A 16,722-nucleotide genomic window follows, 5' to 3' on the forward strand; every position below is an offset into this window, starting at 1 on the left:
TCTCGTCTTCCATCTTTATGCTCATGGTGATTTCCTCTTCAATTATCACCTGAGCAGGTTTTTACTGGGTCAATACACAGGAGCAGACACAGCCTCCTCAGCTGAGGTATGTTTCTTTAGAGACTCTATAGATAACAAAACTTTGCATATTGGCCCAGAAGTGAGCAACTTTACTAGCGCAAATTAGGATAATGAAGACCAATGATTTATAGAGTTCAAAAATGAGTATGCAGAGTTTTTTGAAACGTCGTCGATCGCCCGAGCATAGATACAACGGCAATATTTGTTTCCTCTACTCTTCGAAGATTTCCGAACGCGTTGACTTAGAACGTGCATGCCGCATACTGGTCCAATCCGATGCGTTCAACTTTGCGCTCTGCAGTCGAGGTGCGCTCTATTACCGGTCGGAGCGTTCGGTCACCTGCGACAAGCTGCTGATAGAGCAATCATTAGATGGACAAGGAAGTTCAATTATTGGCCTTGAGAAATTCTTGGCATGCCATCCAACTGACGCAGCAACAATGGGTGTATGGAAGGCGCTCCACCTTCTGAACTCTGATAGCAAGTTTTCGAATGGCGCATCCTCGTTTCCGGTGGATAGTGTGAGAATCCAGGTCAGCCCTGTAGCAATCCGCTTAGATGGTGATGACGCGTACTCTCTTTGTACTCCAATGATCCGGCTTTACGAGGATGGAACCATTAGCGTGCTTTTTGAACTATTGCCTGGGTTCGAAAAGCGGTCAGTCTCCGAAATTGTGAGTGATAAAGTCAATGCCGCGATGCGTGAAACTAAGTCATTGCAGGTAAGCGTACCATTATATCGGGCGGCTCTTGAACAACAATTTTCGTCCATGCCGCTAGCTACCAGGTGGCGCCAATTTTCCGCGTTCAAGAGGTTAATGCAGAATGCCCCTTTAACTCAGGAATCATTCGAGCTCGGTGGTGACAAGTACAACCTAGTCGAGCTAATGCTAACGAATCATCTCAGCCTTTCCGATATAGCGAGAAATATAATTTCGATTATTGAGCGCTCATTGGACATTGGAAAGGTCCCTCAGCGACCACAAAGACTGGCAAAACAGTGGATGTCAAGAAACTTGAGCGGATGGTTTGGAAAGCCGATTTTGATAGTTTCGTCACACGACGGGCAATGTTTGCGGTTCACTTCGTGGCCCCCACGCTGCAGAAATACCACCATGCGGCGGCTGCCGTAGAACGGGTGGCGGGTGTACTCCTCGTCGATCAGCCGCATGTACAGCAAGTCTTCATCACTGGCCAGATTGGCGGGCCTGCGGCCATAGAAAGTTGCCCGGGGCACCTGCGCGAGCTCTCACTGGCGAGTAATCGACAGGGACGTGTCCTGCATGACCCAGTTCATCCGTACGTCTGCGTTCATAGTCCGGACTTTTTTTTGAGCCAATCCAATTCCATCTTCAGGCGCCCGATCTCGCTGTACAAGCGGTCCTCGTCGGCGTGCTCTGCAGGCTTTGGGCCACGCTTGCTGGCAAACAGCGTGGCTGCCTGTTCCTGGATTGCCTTCTTCCACTGGCTGACCACCACGGGATGCACACCGTACTGTTGTCCTATTTCGTTGAGCGTCTTCTCCCCGCGGATCGCTTCCATGCCCACCTTCGCCTTGAATTCTGCGCTGTGAACCTTGCGTTTCTTAACCTCTGTCACGCTGCTTTCCTCCTCGGATTACAGCTTAAACCGCTGTCTCGATTTCGGGGTCCACTTTAAACTCCCTAATTGTTCGAGACAAGGGGGATTGCTCAATATGCAATCGTTCTGCAGCACGCCCAAAGTGCAATTCCTCTGCTACCGCTATAAAGCAGCGTAGGTGTCGAAATTCCATCGAACCTCACTTAGAACCTTAACACTGGCGGAAGCTATCAACATGACGCAATCAATGCACCAAAGCCTGTGCAACATCATGCGGAGTGCGTCATGATAGGTCAGTGGCATCGTCAAGCGCTCCTCTTACATCCATTTGAAATTGAAAATAATGGCATAAATAATATTGATTCAACCCAATACTACGTAAGCTATCAGAAGGACAACCATTTATCCGAAAATGACAAAAATGTAATTGATGAGTAATCGAATTGTCAGGGCAAATCAAGTTTCATATGGCATGATGTAATGAGTATACGTACATCATGGGGCGCTGTCGGCTTCGTGACTCCGTCGTCCAGTCTTGCAGCAGAGGCCATTGTGACAAATACAAGCTCACCTTCGGGACATAAGCACCACCACGCAGAATCATCCGGCCATGCCTCCGGGCTGACGGATCCCGTATGTGGCATGCACGTCACAAAAGATTCGCCCAATCACCTTGAGCATGCAGGCAGGCATTTCCATTTTTGCAGCACGAAGTGTCTGGAAAAATTCAAGCACGATCCTGAAAAGTTCATCGCCCCGCAAAGGAAGGACGAAGCCACTTCTCAAGAAGCCGCGCCCGGCACGATCTATACCTGCCCCATGCATCCAGAAATCCGGCAAGACCATCCCGGAAGCTGTCCGAAATGCGGCATGGCGCTAGAACCACTGATGCCCACCCTGGAAGACGACAACCCAGAGCTGAAGGATTTTTCGCGGCGCTTCTGGTGGACCTTGCCCTTCACGGTCGTCGTGACAGTACTGGCCATGTTCGGCCCCCAACTCGGCTGGTTCAGCATGGCCACCCAAACATGGATTGAGCTGGTGTTGTCGATTCCAGTGGTACTGTGGGCCGGCCAGCCATTTTTTATAAGGGGCTGGCAATCGGTCATCAACCGCAGCCCCAATATGTGGACGCTGATTGGTCTAGGTACAGCCGCAGCCTTCATCTACAGCGTTGTTGCTACGGTAACACCGGAAGTCTTCCCGGAAACCTTCATGTCCATGGGCCGGATCGCCGTCTACTTCGAAGCGGCGGTGGTCATCATCTCGCTCACGTTATTTGGCCAGATGCTCGAACTGCGCGCGCGCTCCCAGACCTCCGCGGCCATCAAATCGTTGCTGGGACTCGCTCCGAAAACAGCCCGCCGAATCAACGCGGACGGTACGGAAGAAGACATCCCCCTTGCCCATGTCCACGAAGGCGACCGCTTGCGGGTGCGTCCCGGTGAGAAAGTGCCTGTCGATGGAATGGTGGAAGAAGGCGCCAGTTCCCTGGATGAATCCATGCTCACCGGCGAACCGTTGCCGGTCAGCAAACGCCCCGGCGACAAGGTGATTGGTGCGACCATGAATACCTCCGGCGCCCTAGTGATCAGGGCTGAAAAAGTCGGCTCGGCCACCGTGCTTTCGCAAATTGTTCAGCTCGTCGCTCAGGCGCAGCGCTCTCGTGCGCCAATGCAGCGCATGGCGGATCAGGTGGCCGGCTACTTCGTGATGGCGGTTGTGGCGATTGCCATTCTTACCCTGATTGTCTGGGGACTGGTGGGCCCGCAACCCAGCTGGGTGTATGGCTTGATCAACGCCGTCGCCGTGCTCATTATCGCTTGCCCCTGCGCCCTGGGACTGGCTACGCCCATGTCCATCATGGTGGCCACCGGCCGTGGCGCCACGCAAGGCGTGCTGTTTCGCGACGCGGCAGCCATCGAGAACCTCCGCAAGGTCGATACCCTGATCGTCGACAAGACAGGCACCCTGACCGAGGGGCGCCCGGCATTCGAGCAAGCTGTTCCCGCCGGCGACCTGCCCGCCGACGAAGTGCTGCGACTGGCGGCAAGCCTGGACCAGGGCAGCGAGCATCCGCTCGCCGACGCGATCGTCGACGCCGCGCGCGGGCGCGGGCTGCGCCTCAGCGCCGTCAACGACTTCGAATCCGGCAGCGGCATCGGCGTGCGCGGGAAGGTGGACGGCAAACGCCTCATCCTGGGCAACACCGCGCTGATGGATCAGGAAGGGGTGGATGCCGGCGTCATGGCCGATACCGCCGAATCATTACGCACCCAAGGCGCGAGCGTCATGTACTTGGCGGCGGACAGTCGCTTGCTCGGCTTGCTGGCCGTCTCGGATCCGATCAAACAAAGCACACCAGAAGCCGTGCGAGAACTGCAGAACGCTGGCATTCGCGTCATCATGGCCACGGGTGACGGTGTCGCCACCGCCAACGCGGTGGCGCAACAGTTGGGTATCGATGAGGTGCACGGTGAAGTCAAGCCGGCTGACAAGCTGGAGCTTGTCAGCAAGCTTCAGACGCAAGGCCGGATTGTTGCCATGGCGGGCGACGGCATCAATGATGCTCCTGCCCTGGCCAAGGCGGATGTAGGCATTGCCATGGGCACCGGCACTGACGTCGCCATGAATAGCGCCCAAGTCACGCTCGTCAAAGGCGACTTGCGCGGCATCTCCATTGCCCGCCACTTGTCCGAAAAAACGATTGGCAATATGAAGCAGAACCTGGGTTTTGCGTTCATTTATAACGCGCTGGGTGTGCCGCTGGCCGCCGGGGTCCTGTATCCGTTCGTAGGCCTGCTGCTTTCCCCGATGTTCGCCGCCCTGGCGATGAGTTTGAGTTCGGCATCGGTGGTGTTTAACGCTCTCAGGCTGCGAAAATCGGTATAAGAGGCCTCCGGTAAGCGCTAATCCCTGGAAAAGGGTTTACCGGAAAAATCGACGGTAACGAGGTTGCCGTCGAGCATACCCATTCCAGGAGAGTTCAAAGGCATGCCAGGGGCGGAAACGCCCTTGACCGAGGAGTCCGCCAAGAGCTTATGCACGGCGCGGGCAGGCACATGCCCCTCAATGATCTGCCCTGTACTGTCCACGACGCCCGTGTGACACGAACTAAGGTTCATCGGCACGCCAAGTTTTTGCTTGATCGAAACCATGCCGGTCGTCTTGATGGCCTTTACCTCAAAGCCAGCGTCCCGCATATGCTCGACCCAGCCCGAACAGCAGCCACAGTTGGGATCCTGATAAACGGTGATGACGTTCTGACTCGCATGTGCAAAAGTAGAAGCTGCCGCCAAAGCGGCAGCGGTTAGCCAGATTCTCATGAGCAAAGCTCCGTGATCGAATAGGTTGATTGGATGGTCGCAAGCACCGCAATGGCGGGTACTGCTCTAATCGCGCCGTTGCATAGTCACTTCTTTTTGGGCCTGCAAGACCTTGGGTGGCCAAGTGCTCTTGATATAAGCCAACACTGCAATGATTTCCTCATCGGTCAGCACCGCACCATACGCGGGCATATCACTCTGGTAACCAGGTGGTGCCGTCTTGCCTGGAACCAAACCGTTTTTCACCATATCGATCAACATCACATCGGGATGATGCCAAGTATGGCCTGTCTTATCGTGCGGCGGCGCGGGCAACCGGCCATTGGCCATGCGCTCGCGCCAGCTGGGCTGCCCTTGCAGCGACTCGCCATGGCAAGCCGCGCAATTTTTCGCATAGATCGCCTTACCTTGAATCACCAGAGACTGATCCGCAGGGTCAATGAATGCCGAGCCTGTTGGCCGCATCGTACTGTAAAGGATGGCAGCCGCGCCGATGATGACGACGACGACGCCCGCCACCCCAAAGATCAACTTCTTCTGGGACATTGGATCAACTGACCTTTACCTTGCCGAGCATCCCGGCCTCCATATGGCCCGGTATCAGGCAGGCAAAATCCACAGTGCCCGCCTGATCGAACTGCCATACCAGGCCGCCGATTTTGCCGGGGCCCAATGTAATCATATTCGGCTCGGTATGCTGCATCCCCGACATTTTTTTCATTTCAGCCGCATGAGCCTTCAGTTCGGCAAGGGATCCGATCACCATTTCATGGGGAATCTTGCCGGTATTTTTGATAAAGAAACGAACGGTCTCCCCGGCACTTACCTGGATCTCATCAGGCGTAAACCGCATGGTGTCGTCCATCGTCAACTCAACGGTTCGGGTGACTTTGGCTGGGTCGCCCGGTTGGCCTGTTGGCGAAGATGCCTTGGACATCGTAGACATGTCGTGACCAGGCATACCATGCGCCGGTGCGCCATGCCCGCCAGCATGGTTGCCCGCTGCAAGTGCGAAGGCAGGAAGTATGCTCAAAACCAAAATAGAAAGGGGTTTTTTCATGTGAGTAGTCTATTGAAGAGATTGTTTTGGCAGGCAGCCGTTTTAAGCCGCCCATGTGAAAAGGTATAAGGCGGCATCAAAATCGAAAGCTCAAGCCGGCCACAAAACGGGTTTCCTGCTTGGAGTCGCCTGCTGCTCGCGCATAATCCGCTGTTTTCCCGAATTTACTGGACCATTCAACGCCAATGTACGGGACAAACTGACGCGTGACTTCGTACTTAAGGCGCAAGCCCGCCGTGCCGTCTGTCAAGCCGCTGCCAATGCCCCAGCGCTCATCGTCCTTGCCATAAAAATTCATTTCCACGCTCGGTTGAATGTAGAGCTTTTGAGTCAGCAAGATGTCGTATTCCGCCTTTAACCCCAGAGCAGTGCGGCCGCTCGGGCCAACATAAGCGGTAGCATCAACTTCAAACCAGTAAGGCGCCAGTCCTTTGAAGCCGAATGCCAACCATTCCCGGTTTGGCGCTCCTTGACCATGATCGAAACGCACACCCAGCTCTGTGTCCCAGAATGTTGACACCGCATGACGCCACAGTAATTGCGTCTTGGACTCTTGCAGCTTGCCGCTCGCCACTTCGCCTTCAGCCTTGATCACGGCACGGTTATAGGTACTGCCATACCACGCCTCACCTTCATAGGCAGCCCATTCCTCGCCTCGTGCCCTGACGTACTCCAGCCGGTCGAAACTCACCGAACCGAAGTTGTGCATGTCGGACATGACCAACTTTTCTGAGGGTGGCAACGCATACTTGCCCGCATTGCGCACGTAACCATCGGAATACGCATTCGGGTCACGGGCATCCGGCGGTGCCGAACCGCCTTGCATTTGCATATCGCCGTGATCCATGGCGTCCATATTGTGGACGGAGGCTGGTGCACTGGAGCTCGGCTGGCCGTGCGTCATCCCCGACATGGCGGAAGAACCTTTGCTTGTTTCAGCCTGCTTCGTCGGCGCCTTCATAGCGTCATGACCTTGTGCTGGAGCTTGCTCTGCACCATGGTTCATGCCGGGCATGCCCATCGAACCGTGATTCATGCCCGACATATCCATCGAACCATGATCCATGCCGGGCATGTTCATCGAACCGTGATTCATGCCTGGAGCCGTCACCGGCGTATTGGTAGCCTTTGAGGATTCCGACGCGTGGCCGGTATGACCCCCATCTGCCTGCGCGTAGGCAAGCATGGGCGTCATCCCCGCTGTAATGATGGTCGCCGCAAGAAACTTCTTCTTCAATTGACTATTCATAACCAGAATGCCTAACGGATTGTTCATATTCTTCATGCCACCACCACTTCGCGGAACATCCCCGCGTCCATGTGCAACATCAGATGGCAATGCCATGCCCAGCGCCCAAGGGCATCCGCCGTCACCAAGAAGCTGATCCGCTGAGCCGGCTGCACCGGAATCGTGTGCCGCCTGGCCTGGAACTGTCCGTCCGGTGTCTCTAACTCACTCCACATACCGTGCAAGTGCATGGGGTGCGTCATCATGGTGTCGTTGTGCAATATGACTCTGACCCGTTCGCCATAGCTGAAATGAACCGGCGTCGATTTTCCGTACTCCACCCCGTCGAATGACCAGGCGTAGCGCTCCATATTTCCAGTCAGGTGCAGCTCGATTTCACGCTCTGCGCCGCGCGAATCCATTGGCCCACCCACGGTATGCAGATCGGACAGTGTCAATACGCGTCGGCCACTACTGCGCAAGCCGATGCCTGGGTCGTCCAGGTTGGTGCGCGGCATGTCTACCCGCATATCGATGCTCGGCCCGTATTCCGTTCTGGCATGGCGCACCTGGGCGCTGGCGCCGGCCACCGGCATGGCGCCGTGCTTCATGCCGGCCATGCCTGCATGACTCATTCCCTGCATGCCCTGCATCCCGCCATGGTTCATCGCAGCCATATTGCCGTGGTCCATTGCGGCCATGCCGCCGTGGTTCATGCCACCCATCGAAGGCTGGCCAGCCACACCATGACTCATACCCGCCATGCCGCCAGCTCCCATAGCGCCCATCATGTCCGCCATGGTCAGCCATTCAACGGGGTCAAGGCCTGGTACGGGTGCTTCCAGGCCTGCGCGGGCGGCCAACGTCCCGCGGGCGTAGCCTGTACGGTCCATGGCTTGTGCAAAAACCGTGTAGGCATCATCTTTCGGTTGCACCAGCACATCGTAGGTTTCCCCCGGACCGAACCGGAACTCATCGACGGTAACCGGCTCGACATTGACGCCGTCGGCTTGCACCACAGTCAATTGAAGACCGGGAATGCGCACATCGTAGAAGGTGTTGGCGGCTCCATTGATGAAACGCAACCGCACACGCTCTCCTGGCTGAAACAGACCCGTCCAGTTGCCCGCGGGCGTCGTGCCGTTCATCAGATAGGTCAACACATTGGCAGACAGGTCGGCCAAATCCGTTGGGCTCATGCGCATCTCATTCCACATCTTGCGCTTGTCGATGGCAGCCTTCAGGCCCATCTGCGAGGCGTCCCGGAAGAAATCCACGGCAGTGGGTTGGCTGTAGTTGTAGTAGTCGCCTTGCATCTTGAGCTTGGCCAACACCCGCATGGGATCCTCGTCGGTCCAGTCAGATAGCTGAACCACGTACTCACGATCGGCCCGTATAGGGTCTCTGTCCACCGGATCGATAATGATCGCCCCATAGACTCCGGTGGCCTCCTGCATGCCCGAGTGGGAGTGGTACCAGTAGGTGCCACTTTGTTGCACTTTGAACCGATACGTGAAGGTTTCGCCCGGCGGGATCCCCGCAAAGCTGATCCCTGGCACGCCGTCCATCTGATACGGCAGGATGATGCCATGCCAATGGATGGAGGTGGCTTCCTTCAGACGATTTTTCACCCGGATAGTGACCGTATCGCCCTCGCGCCAACGCAAGGTGGGCGCCGGTAGCGAACCATTCACCGTCGTGGCGATTCTTGGATTACCGGTAAAGTTGACGGGCGACTCGCCAATTTCCAAATTAAATTCGGTTCCGACCAGTATCTGTGCGGAACCCGTGCTAGTGCGAGTTGACTGCGCACCAACTGCTCGGGCATAAGGCGACAGGCCAAGAAGTACACCTCCCGCTGCCAACCCTTGGACAAAGCGGCGGCGAGGCATGAACGGTACGGGAACAGCTAGCGTAGGCAGACGTTTCACGCGTGAGAATCCTGTGTATTGATTTTTTGTTGACATTTGCCTGTCGAAGATTGAAACGACAGACGCCATTACTTAACTTTAATCAAGTGCGGCTGTCAGGCTAATGACAGGTTGATTACTTTTTTGTAATCAATGGATCAGCCCTATCCCAAGTCAAAGAAGAAAGAGCCAAAACCTCACTTTCATTTCCACCTTCATACCGCACAAACATAGCTTCATCTTTGGACATGTGAGACCAGTTGTTGTTTTTCTTGGATGGGATCTACTGGCCGATTATTGACGCGCAGTTCGTAATGCAAATGAGGACCACTGGATATTCCGGTCGAACCAACATACCCAATGATTTGTCCTTTTTCTATCCCAACCCCTTTTCTTAGGCCATTCTTAAAACGACTTTGATGCGCATAGACCGTTGAATAACCATAATTATGCTCGACGAAGATCACTTTTCCATATCCGCTTTGAGTTCCAATAAAGGAGATCTTCCCCCGAGCAGTTGCACGGATAGGCGTACCTTTAGGGGCTGGAAAATCAAGACCTTGATGGCCTGCCCACTCGCCCGATAAGGGATGAAGCCGGTAGCCAAAACCTGAATTGATACGCAGGTGTTCGATAAGTGGCGTATCAAGAAACATCTTTTGCAAGCCCTCAAGTCGAGGAGTTTGGTTATGAGAGTGTTTACCCAACATGTAAACAGGGCCTTCAGCGATAGATGTCTGCCTAACTTCCGATGCCATAACGGCATTCGTCACAAGGTAACCAAAAATGAGAAGAAAGCTTTTTAATTTAGGATGCATGTCATATAGAAAATAACTGAATTGAAATAGTGTGGCTCACCTTTTGTAGCTCGGAGCAGGCGTGAATCATGCCGGGGTTGTCCGTCAAATGACCGTTCTATTGCTTATCGCTTTTCCGCCATCGAAAGAACAGAAATCAAAGTGGAATCGCCGCCCTCAAAGAATTTAGAAATTTTCTTGAGGATTGGAACCCAACAACTTGAAAGTTGATTTCTTTTCCTTGTCGATCGAAAAAGATAATTCCGGGCGGGCCAAAGAGCCCAAAACGCTTAAGCAATGCCTGGTCGTCCGCATTGTTCGCAGTCACGTCCGCCTTAAGTAAAACGACATCCTTGAGACGATTTCTCACCTGAATATCCGTAAACGTGAAGCGCTCCATTTCCTTGCACGATATGCACCAGTCGGCCCAGAAGTCGAGCATGACGTAATGCCCCGAAGCTGCCTTTACCTGCGAATCCAGATCAGCCAGACTCGTGATTTTCTTAAACTGGAGCTCGGGTGAACCATTCGTCTGTGCGACTGCAACGCTACCCGTCCGTAAGCCTGCTAACGGCTGCAATACATCGCTGCCCCCTGATAACACCCCGATGAGCATGGCGAGGCCAGAAACTAAAGCAATGAATCCTACCCCTTTGCCAAACCTCGCAAATCCGGGCGAATCATCAGGCAGCGGCTCCAACGTCTTCAGGTACATCGCGCTTATGATGAGCAAAGCGGCCCATAAGCTCATATGGACAACGGAAGGTATGACTGGCGAAATCATGTAAATGGCAACAGCAAGCATCGTGACGCCAAAAAAGTGCTGCACGGATTTCATCCACCGACCAGCCTTAGGTAAAAGCGCACCCGCTGTCGTGCCAAAGATCAGAAGCGGAACCCCCATTCCTATAGCTAGCGAGAACAGCGCAACGCCGCCCAACACGACATCCCCGGTCTGCCCAATGTAAAGCAGCGCACCGGCTAACGGCGCCGCAACGCAAGGCCCGACGATGATGGCGGACAATACGCCCATCACGAATACACTCAGAACTTTTCCACCTGCAGATTGGTTGGCTGCGCTTGTCAGACGACTTTGAATGGAAGTTGGTATCTGGAGCTGATAAAAGTCGAACATTGACAGGGCGAGCAGCACGAAGATGGCGGCGAAGGCTCCCAATACCCATGGATTTTGCAAATAGGCCGCGAGCATCGTGCCTGCCAGCCCCGCGGCCACACCCGCAATCGCATAGGTGACGGCCATCGACAGCACGTAGACCGAGGAAAGACCGAAGGCATGGCGGCGGCTCATGGAGCGCCCTTGTCCAATAATCAGTCCCGACAAGATCGGTATCATGGGCAGCATGCAGGGAGTAAACGCTAATACCAGCCCAAAGCCAAAGAATGCAGCAATGAGAGCCCATGCATTATCTTTGGCGAACAGTTCTCCTACAAGGCTTGTCTCCGATACAGGAGCCTTGATGGCACTCTGCTGAATGCTGTTGCTCGTCCCACTTTGCTCTGACGCAACAACAATAGCGCTATCTGGAGCGGCAGGGAGTTGGCTGGTGTCCACGAGCGCCACAGACAGTGTTTTCTCTATCGGGGGGTAGCAAACGCCGGTCGGATCGTTACAGCCCTGATAAGAAGCTCGTAGATCCAGCGAGTTGACTGCCGACCCACTGCTTCTATTCAACGTAATTGGAATCTGGACGGATCCGTAATACACCTCGACCTGCCCGAAAGTGGGGTCGTCCTTGATCTGCCCGGGAAGTAGCGCAACGCCCTTGATCGAGACGTCCGGCGACGAGTCTTGCAGATCGAAGGTAATTCGATCCCTATAAAGATAGTAGCCCTCGGCTGCTACCAACGTGACGACCAGCGTATTGGGATCGCTTGCGCTTGCGAACGATTTGAACGCTTCGTCCGGCGGCAACAACTCCTGGTCGGAATTCTCGCCACCAAACCAGCCTCGTAGCGAATCGAAGACGCCTCTGGCTGAAGAGGTAGGCACCGATGCCACAACACTCGTGGAACCCGCCGACATTTCAAAGGACTGTGCGGCACCAACGCCAAGCAACCATGCCAGTGTCAGCACCAGCATGGTTAATAAAAAACGGATCGATGTCACTTCAACTACTCATCATCCGAAATGTTTAGTTTTAGTAGTCGATTCACGAACCGGCGTAGGCGCGGGTTCGTTTTTCTTTCCGCTATGCTCGGAATGACATGATTGCATTCCCTTCATCATGAAGAGCATCATCAACGGACAGATCAAGAAGAATAAAAAGGGGCTTGCGGCGACAATCCACTCACGCGCGGTCGGTAACGTCGCGTAAACCAACGCAACCAGCACAGCCAGCCCTAGGCCACCTTTCAACATGGTCTTCATATCGCATTTCATTTCTCGAAACTCCTGTTGCCTGAATGCTCGCCAGAGCTAATTTACATATCCAACGATGACACCACTATAGCGATCCATACCTGTCAGGCGGATTGCTTCAACATTACATCTTTGTCATCTTCATATTGCACTCCTGACTTTCTTGAAATTCCATTGAAAACCCAGGCAATGCAGCACCTTGCATACATTGCAGGGACATGTATTACAAACATGTAATCTCAGGGTAATAGTTACGTCAGAAGCGAAACCATATAGTTTCGACTATCGGCCCTGTTGTGAAGAGCTCCGACCCGTCGGTCGAAGTTTCTTCGCCACGATGCAAGGGCATCGCCGGTGTCGCATTGATATTGCTTCGCTTGATCTCGTCCGAAAGGTGAGACTTTCGCTCTGGCACTTGGTCAGCAAGCAGGTTCTCTTTTCCTGTCTATATTGGAGGCATCATGCTCAAACTTCGTCCCATTCTTCTGGCTGTCACCCTCGCTTTTTCCGCCAGCATGGTCCATGCATCATCCCTTCCTAACGGAGTCGTGTATAGCGCTAATGAAGGAGACGGATCCATTAGCAAAATCACGCTAAACACAGGCGATGTAAAAACGACTCAGATCAGCGTCATACCCCACAATGTGCAGATTGCTCCTGACGGAAAAACATTGCTCGCTGTCGGCACAGCAAAAGCGGAAGGAGGCGGGCATGGTAATGGGCATGGTGTTGACATCGACAGCCATGGGGATGCTGGCCTGCTGATCCTGGATGTAGATCAACTTGATAAAGTGCTGAAAACGCTGCCTTCAGGCGACCATCCTGCTCATGTCGTCACCAGCCCGGATGGCCGCTACGCCTATATCACGAACGCGGATGCAAACCAATTGTCCGTCGTGGACACCCAAGCAGGGAAACTTACCGCTGAAGTTGCCACCGGCGCTTATCCTCACGGCCTGCGGTTAAGCCCGGATGGACGCGAACTTTACGTCGCGAATCTCAGCGATAACTCTGTGTCCGTCATTGATCCTAAAACCATCAAGGAAACAGCCAGAATTTCTGTTGGGCAAGCGCCCGTGCAAGTGGCATTCACAAAGGACGGCAAGCAGGTATATGTCTCATTGCGAGATGAGAACAGCGTCGCAGTCATCGATATTGCTACAAGAAAAGTCATCAACCAGATCAATGTCGGCCGTGGCCCAATCCAGCTATATGCCGGCGCCGGCGATACGATGTTTGTGGCCAACCAGGGAAGCGACACTAAGCCGGATAATACGGTATCGGTTATCGACACCCGAAACCAGAGCGTGATCGAGACGGTGGTGACGGGCAAAGGCGCCCATGGGGTAGTCGCGAGCGGAGACGGAAAATATGTCTTCGTCACCAATACCCTTGACAATAGCGTGAGCGCGATCGATGTCGGCACCAAAAAAGTGGTTGCCACCTACCAGGTCGGACCCAATCCCAACGGGATCACATATCGTAGCCTCCCTTAACCGAGGGAGGGTATGCGGGCAAGCTTATCGCGCAGTCAATGCGGATTGCAAACCGACCCCCGTTCTACAAAAAAACAAATATTGCGACTTCGAAATGGTGGATCCATTTCATCAGAATGACATAAGCATTACATAAATGTAATGCTTATGTCATGTCCACGACAGTACGGTAGGATTACAGTCATCCACATAATGTTGATGAAGAGAGGTGTCCAGCCATGAAGCTGCTCGTGGTCGAAGACGAGGTCAAAACAGGAGACTATGTCCGTCAAGGCTTGACAGAAGCCGGATTTATTGTGGATCTGGCTCGTACCGGCCTTGATGGACATCACTTGGCGCTTACAGGTGCGTACGATCTGATCATTCTGGATGTCATGTTGCCGGATGTGGACGGCTGGCGAATCGTGCAGGCGCTTCGGGATGCGAAGTCCTCTACACCCGTGCTCTTTCTGACGGCAAGAGACAGCGTGGAAGATCGCGTAAAAGGGCTGGAGCTTGGCGCTGATGACTACTTGGTCAAGCCATTCGCTTTTTCGGAACTGCTGGCGCGCGTACGTACCTTGCTGCGTCGCGGTGCCGCCTCCGCTTTTCAAGACAAGCTGCAGGTCGCTGACCTTGTCCTTGATATCCCACGCCGTCGTGCCGAACGCCAGGAGAGACGCATCACCCTTACCAACAAAGAGTTCGCACTGCTGGAGCTTATGGTTCGTCGTCAGGGTGAGGTATTGCCCCGGTCGCTCATTGCGTCCCAGGTATGGGATATGAATTTTGACAGCGATACGAATGTCATTGATGTCGCAATAAGACGCCTGCGCGCAAAAATCGACGACGACTTCGAGCCCAAGCTTATCCATACGGTACGCGGCATGGGCTACATGCTGGATGTCACTCTCCCGGACTGACAGATGGCTCGACGCCCCGCTTCCTTGGCAGTACGGCTCACCGTCTCAATAGGGGCTGTGATTACATTCGTGCTCCTCACCTTCGGCTGGATGATTGAGCGGTCCATTAATGAGCATTTCGTCCAGCAGGATGTCGATGAACTCAATGCTGTTGTTCAGGTTCTACAGCATACCTTGGCCACGTTACCTTCAAATGCCACGCCTGACGACTTGAAAGAGCGGTTTGCCACTGCGGTATCCGGACACCACAATGCGCAATACTATATTTCCTCTGAAACCGGTGTGCAGATTTATGCCTCACCTGGATCAGATCTGGGTCGTTTCGCGAAAGTTTCCCGACCCGTCCAGAAGATTTCCATCGAAACTGTCGGGACATGGCAAGATCATGGGGAAACATTCCGAGGAGCCGTTCTACGCACCATCTCAGACAGCACTCCTGGAGCGAAAATATTCACTATCGCAGTTGCAACTGGCATCAACTTCCATTTGCACTATCTGGAAAGCTTTCGCACCTATCTTCGCATCATCACGACTGTTGCCTGCCTGATCGCGATTCTGGCCACTTGGTTGGCCGTCTATCAAGGGCATGCCCCCATTCGGCGAATCAGCCGGGAAATACGAAACATCAAATCCGATCAATTGCATATCCGGCTGGAACCTCACACCGTGCCAGCGGAATTGGTGGAACTGTCCATTTCATTCAATGACATGATCGAACGACTGGAGGATGTGTTCCGACGTTTATCTGGTTTTTCTGCGGATATTGCGCATGAATTACGGACGCCGATTACAAATCTGAAAACACAGACTGAAGTCGCTCTTTCTCAGTCACGCAGCATCGAGCAATATCGCGAGGTTCTGTACTCCAACCTCGAAGAGTACGAACGTATGGCAAAAATGGTTGGCGACATGCTATTTTTAGCGCAAGCAGATAACAATTTGCTCAAGCCCGAACTCGTCAAGGTTGACTTGGAGGCCGAAATGCGCAATCTCTTCGATTACTTTGGCGCATGGGCTGAAGAGCGTGAGGTGGAGCTGAAACTCTCCGGCAAACAGATATGCGTGCAAGGGGATAGGCTGATGATTCGCCGAGCGCTGAGCAACGTACTATCCAATGCCATTCGCTATACACCGGCAGGACACATCATCAACGTGATCCTGGAGTCGAGCGAGAAAGTCGCGACGATACGCGTCAAGAATCCGGGCCCCGTCATTCCCGCGGAGCACATTGACCGAATTTTCGAAAGGTTTTACCGGATGGATGCTTCACGTCAACGCAGCATAGAAGGAGCGGGTCTAGGGCTGGCGATAGCCAAATCTATTGTGGAGGCCCATGGCGGCAAGATCCGGGCAAGCTCCACCTCTGAAGCCACGGAATTCAAAATCAGTCTGCCATTGATCAGCTATTGAGAATCAATGCCTATCCATCACTGGATAGTAACGTTCAGAAAGTGACTATTCACTGAGGTTGACAGCTAATGGCAAAGCAAATCTCAAACAACAAGGCTACGCTGCCTCCCCATCTCCCACGACACGCTCCCGCCACGCACCGTCACGGCGATCTGCTGTCCCAGTTTCTTCTCAATCACCGGCTTCCACGGCACCAAGCTGAACCCCATGCCGTCATCGAGCATCGCGTAGCGCCCGCTGGCGAGCATGACAGAGCGCCGGTAAATGCCGGCCACGCGCTGCCCGTCGGCTACCGGTCGATGCTCCAGTCCGATATCGGCGGCAATGTCCTTCGCGGCCTGCGTCAGTTCCCGATCGCGCAGTGTGCCTAGCAGGTTGCGCACCAGAATCACGCGCTGCCCGCGCCGCTGGGCCAGTCCCTGTTCTTCGAGAAAGTCGGCACGCCGCTGCAAAGCTAACTTGGCCTCACCGCCGGTAAGCGGTGCATCTCCCCCATTATTCCCAGGCGGCGAGATTCATGGCTAAATCTTGGTCATGAGTATTCCACGGCA

At 54.0% G+C, this 16,722-nt stretch carries 13 protein-coding genes and 3 pseudogenes; 5 read left to right on the forward strand and 11 right to left on the reverse strand.

All coding sequences use genetic code 11. From position 1 onward, the window contains the following. Positions 1 to 187, forward strand: a 187-nt coding sequence (locus tag O4H32_RS14690) for a hypothetical protein (RefSeq protein ID WP_269360369.1), incomplete at its 5' end; no start/stop codon positions are given. A gap of 966 nt (positions 188 to 1,153) precedes the next feature. On the opposite strand, the pseudogene O4H32_RS14695 reads toward O4H32_RS14690, so the two are convergent. Together O4H32_RS14695 and O4H32_RS14700 are read right to left on the reverse strand one after the other, a co-directional pair. Continuing rightward, positions 1,154 to 1,680, reverse strand: a pseudogene (locus O4H32_RS14695) (transposase family protein); the annotation flags it as partial. A gap of 55 nt (positions 1,681 to 1,735) precedes the next feature. Further along, a pseudogene (locus O4H32_RS14700) lies at positions 1,736 to 1,855 on the reverse strand (LysR family transcriptional regulator); the annotation flags it as partial. 449 nt (positions 1,856 to 2,304) lie between these two features. Between O4H32_RS14700 and O4H32_RS14705 the strand changes: the two are divergent. Then, positions 2,305 to 4,554 carry a heavy metal translocating P-type ATPase gene (locus O4H32_RS14705; protein ID WP_407932667.1) on the forward strand — a complete coding sequence of 750 codons (2,250 nt, stop codon included), beginning with the start codon at positions 2,305 to 2,307 and terminating at the stop codon, positions 4,552 to 4,554. A gap of 17 nt (positions 4,555 to 4,571) precedes the next feature. On the opposite strand, the gene O4H32_RS14710 is transcribed toward O4H32_RS14705, so the two are convergent. The 8 genes from O4H32_RS14710 to O4H32_RS14745 all read right to left on the reverse strand — a co-directional run bounded on the left by O4H32_RS14710 (position 4,572) and on the right by O4H32_RS14745 (position 12,372). Next, a complete protein-coding gene (locus O4H32_RS14710; RefSeq protein ID WP_269360371.1) occupies positions 4,572 to 4,988 on the reverse strand; it encodes a DUF411 domain-containing protein in 417 nt (138 codons plus the stop codon). A 66-nt stretch (positions 4,989 to 5,054) separates the two neighbouring features. Further along, a complete protein-coding gene (locus O4H32_RS14715; RefSeq protein ID WP_269360373.1) occupies positions 5,055 to 5,534 on the reverse strand; it encodes a c-type cytochrome in 480 nt (159 codons plus the stop codon). Positions 5,535 to 5,538: 4 nt separating this feature from the next. Next, positions 5,539 to 6,048, reverse strand: coding sequence for a cupredoxin domain-containing protein (locus O4H32_RS14720; protein ID WP_269360374.1), 510 nt, complete (start codon positions 6,046 to 6,048; stop codon positions 5,539 to 5,541). 76 nt (positions 6,049 to 6,124) lie between these two features. Next, entirely contained in the window at positions 6,125 to 7,333 is a 1,209-nt protein-coding gene (locus tag O4H32_RS14725; RefSeq protein ID WP_407932668.1) for a copper resistance protein B, read from the reverse strand. Beyond that, complete coding sequence (locus O4H32_RS14730; protein WP_269360383.1) at positions 7,330 to 9,168, reverse strand: copper resistance system multicopper oxidase; 1,839 nt, start codon at positions 9,166 to 9,168, stop codon at positions 7,330 to 7,332. The genes O4H32_RS14725 and O4H32_RS14730 overlap by 4 nt, the downstream gene beginning before the upstream one ends. 254 nt (positions 9,169 to 9,422) lie before the next feature. After that, positions 9,423 to 10,004, reverse strand: a complete 582-nt coding sequence (locus O4H32_RS14735) for a M23 family metallopeptidase (protein ID WP_269360375.1) — start codon at positions 10,002 to 10,004, stop codon at positions 9,423 to 9,425. Positions 10,005 to 10,140: 136 nt separating this feature from the next. Continuing rightward, positions 10,141 to 12,111: a protein-disulfide reductase DsbD gene (dsbD, locus tag O4H32_RS14740; RefSeq protein ID WP_269360376.1), complete on the reverse strand. Its 1,971-nt coding sequence runs from the start codon at positions 12,109 to 12,111 to the stop codon at positions 10,141 to 10,143. Between the two features lie 12 nt (positions 12,112 to 12,123). Continuing rightward, entirely contained in the window at positions 12,124 to 12,372 is a 249-nt protein-coding gene (locus tag O4H32_RS14745) for a DUF2933 domain-containing protein (RefSeq protein ID WP_269360377.1), read from the reverse strand. A 452-nt stretch (positions 12,373 to 12,824) separates the two neighbouring features. Here O4H32_RS14745 and O4H32_RS14750 point away from each other — a divergent pair, with 452 nt between their 5' ends. From O4H32_RS14750 to O4H32_RS14760, 3 genes are all read left to right on the forward strand, one after another. Beyond that, positions 12,825 to 13,859, forward strand: a complete 1,035-nt coding sequence (locus tag O4H32_RS14750) for a YVTN family beta-propeller repeat protein (protein WP_269360378.1) — start codon at positions 12,825 to 12,827, stop codon at positions 13,857 to 13,859. A gap of 218 nt (positions 13,860 to 14,077) precedes the next feature. Further along, positions 14,078 to 14,761, forward strand: a complete 684-nt coding sequence (locus O4H32_RS14755; protein ID WP_269360379.1) for a heavy metal response regulator transcription factor — start codon at positions 14,078 to 14,080, stop codon at positions 14,759 to 14,761. A 3-nt stretch (positions 14,762 to 14,764) separates the two neighbouring features. After that, positions 14,765 to 16,171, forward strand: a complete 1,407-nt coding sequence (locus O4H32_RS14760) for a Cu(+)/Ag(+) sensor histidine kinase (RefSeq protein ID WP_269360380.1) — start codon at positions 14,765 to 14,767, stop codon at positions 16,169 to 16,171. 83 nt (positions 16,172 to 16,254) lie between these two features. On the opposite strand, the pseudogene O4H32_RS14765 reads toward O4H32_RS14760, so the two are convergent. Then, positions 16,255 to 16,644 (reverse strand): annotated as a pseudogene (locus tag O4H32_RS14765) (DUF3363 domain-containing protein); the annotation flags it as partial. Positions 16,645 to 16,722 lie beyond the last annotated feature (78 nt).

The sequence above is a fragment of the Castellaniella denitrificans genome, assembly GCF_027214045.1.
Lineage (GTDB): Bacteria > Pseudomonadota > Gammaproteobacteria > Burkholderiales > Burkholderiaceae_B > Castellaniella > Castellaniella denitrificans_A.

What these genes read in the sequence shown, in the direction of transcription:
- O4H32_RS14705 (WP_407932667.1), top strand. Translation starts at nt 2,305, where the DNA reads ATGCACGTCACAAAAGATTCGCCCAATCACCTTGAGCATGCAGGCAGG.
- O4H32_RS14710 (WP_269360371.1), bottom strand. Translation starts at nt 4,988, where the DNA reads ATGAGAATCTGGCTAACCGCTGCCGCTTTGGCGGCAGCTTCTACTTTT.
- O4H32_RS14715 (WP_269360373.1), bottom strand. Translation starts at nt 5,534, where the DNA reads ATGTCCCAGAAGAAGTTGATCTTTGGGGTGGCGGGCGTCGTCGTCGTC.
- O4H32_RS14720 (WP_269360374.1), bottom strand. Translation starts at nt 6,048, where the DNA reads ATGAAAAAACCCCTTTCTATTTTGGTTTTGAGCATACTTCCTGCCTTC.
- O4H32_RS14725 (WP_407932668.1), bottom strand. Translation starts at nt 7,333, where the DNA reads ATGAAGAATATGAACAATCCGTTAGGCATTCTGGTTATGAATAGTCAA.
- O4H32_RS14730 (WP_269360383.1), bottom strand. Translation starts at nt 9,168, where the DNA reads ATGCCTCGCCGCCGCTTTGTCCAAGGGTTGGCAGCGGGAGGTGTACTT.
- O4H32_RS14735 (WP_269360375.1), bottom strand. Translation starts at nt 10,004, where the DNA reads ATGCATCCTAAATTAAAAAGCTTTCTTCTCATTTTTGGTTACCTTGTG.
- O4H32_RS14745 (WP_269360377.1), bottom strand. Translation starts at nt 12,372, where the DNA reads ATGAAGACCATGTTGAAAGGTGGCCTAGGGCTGGCTGTGCTGGTTGCG.
- O4H32_RS14750 (WP_269360378.1), top strand. Translation starts at nt 12,825, where the DNA reads ATGCTCAAACTTCGTCCCATTCTTCTGGCTGTCACCCTCGCTTTTTCC.
- O4H32_RS14755 (WP_269360379.1), top strand. Translation starts at nt 14,078, where the DNA reads ATGAAGCTGCTCGTGGTCGAAGACGAGGTCAAAACAGGAGACTATGTC.
- O4H32_RS14760 (WP_269360380.1), top strand. Translation starts at nt 14,765, where the DNA reads ATGGCTCGACGCCCCGCTTCCTTGGCAGTACGGCTCACCGTCTCAATA.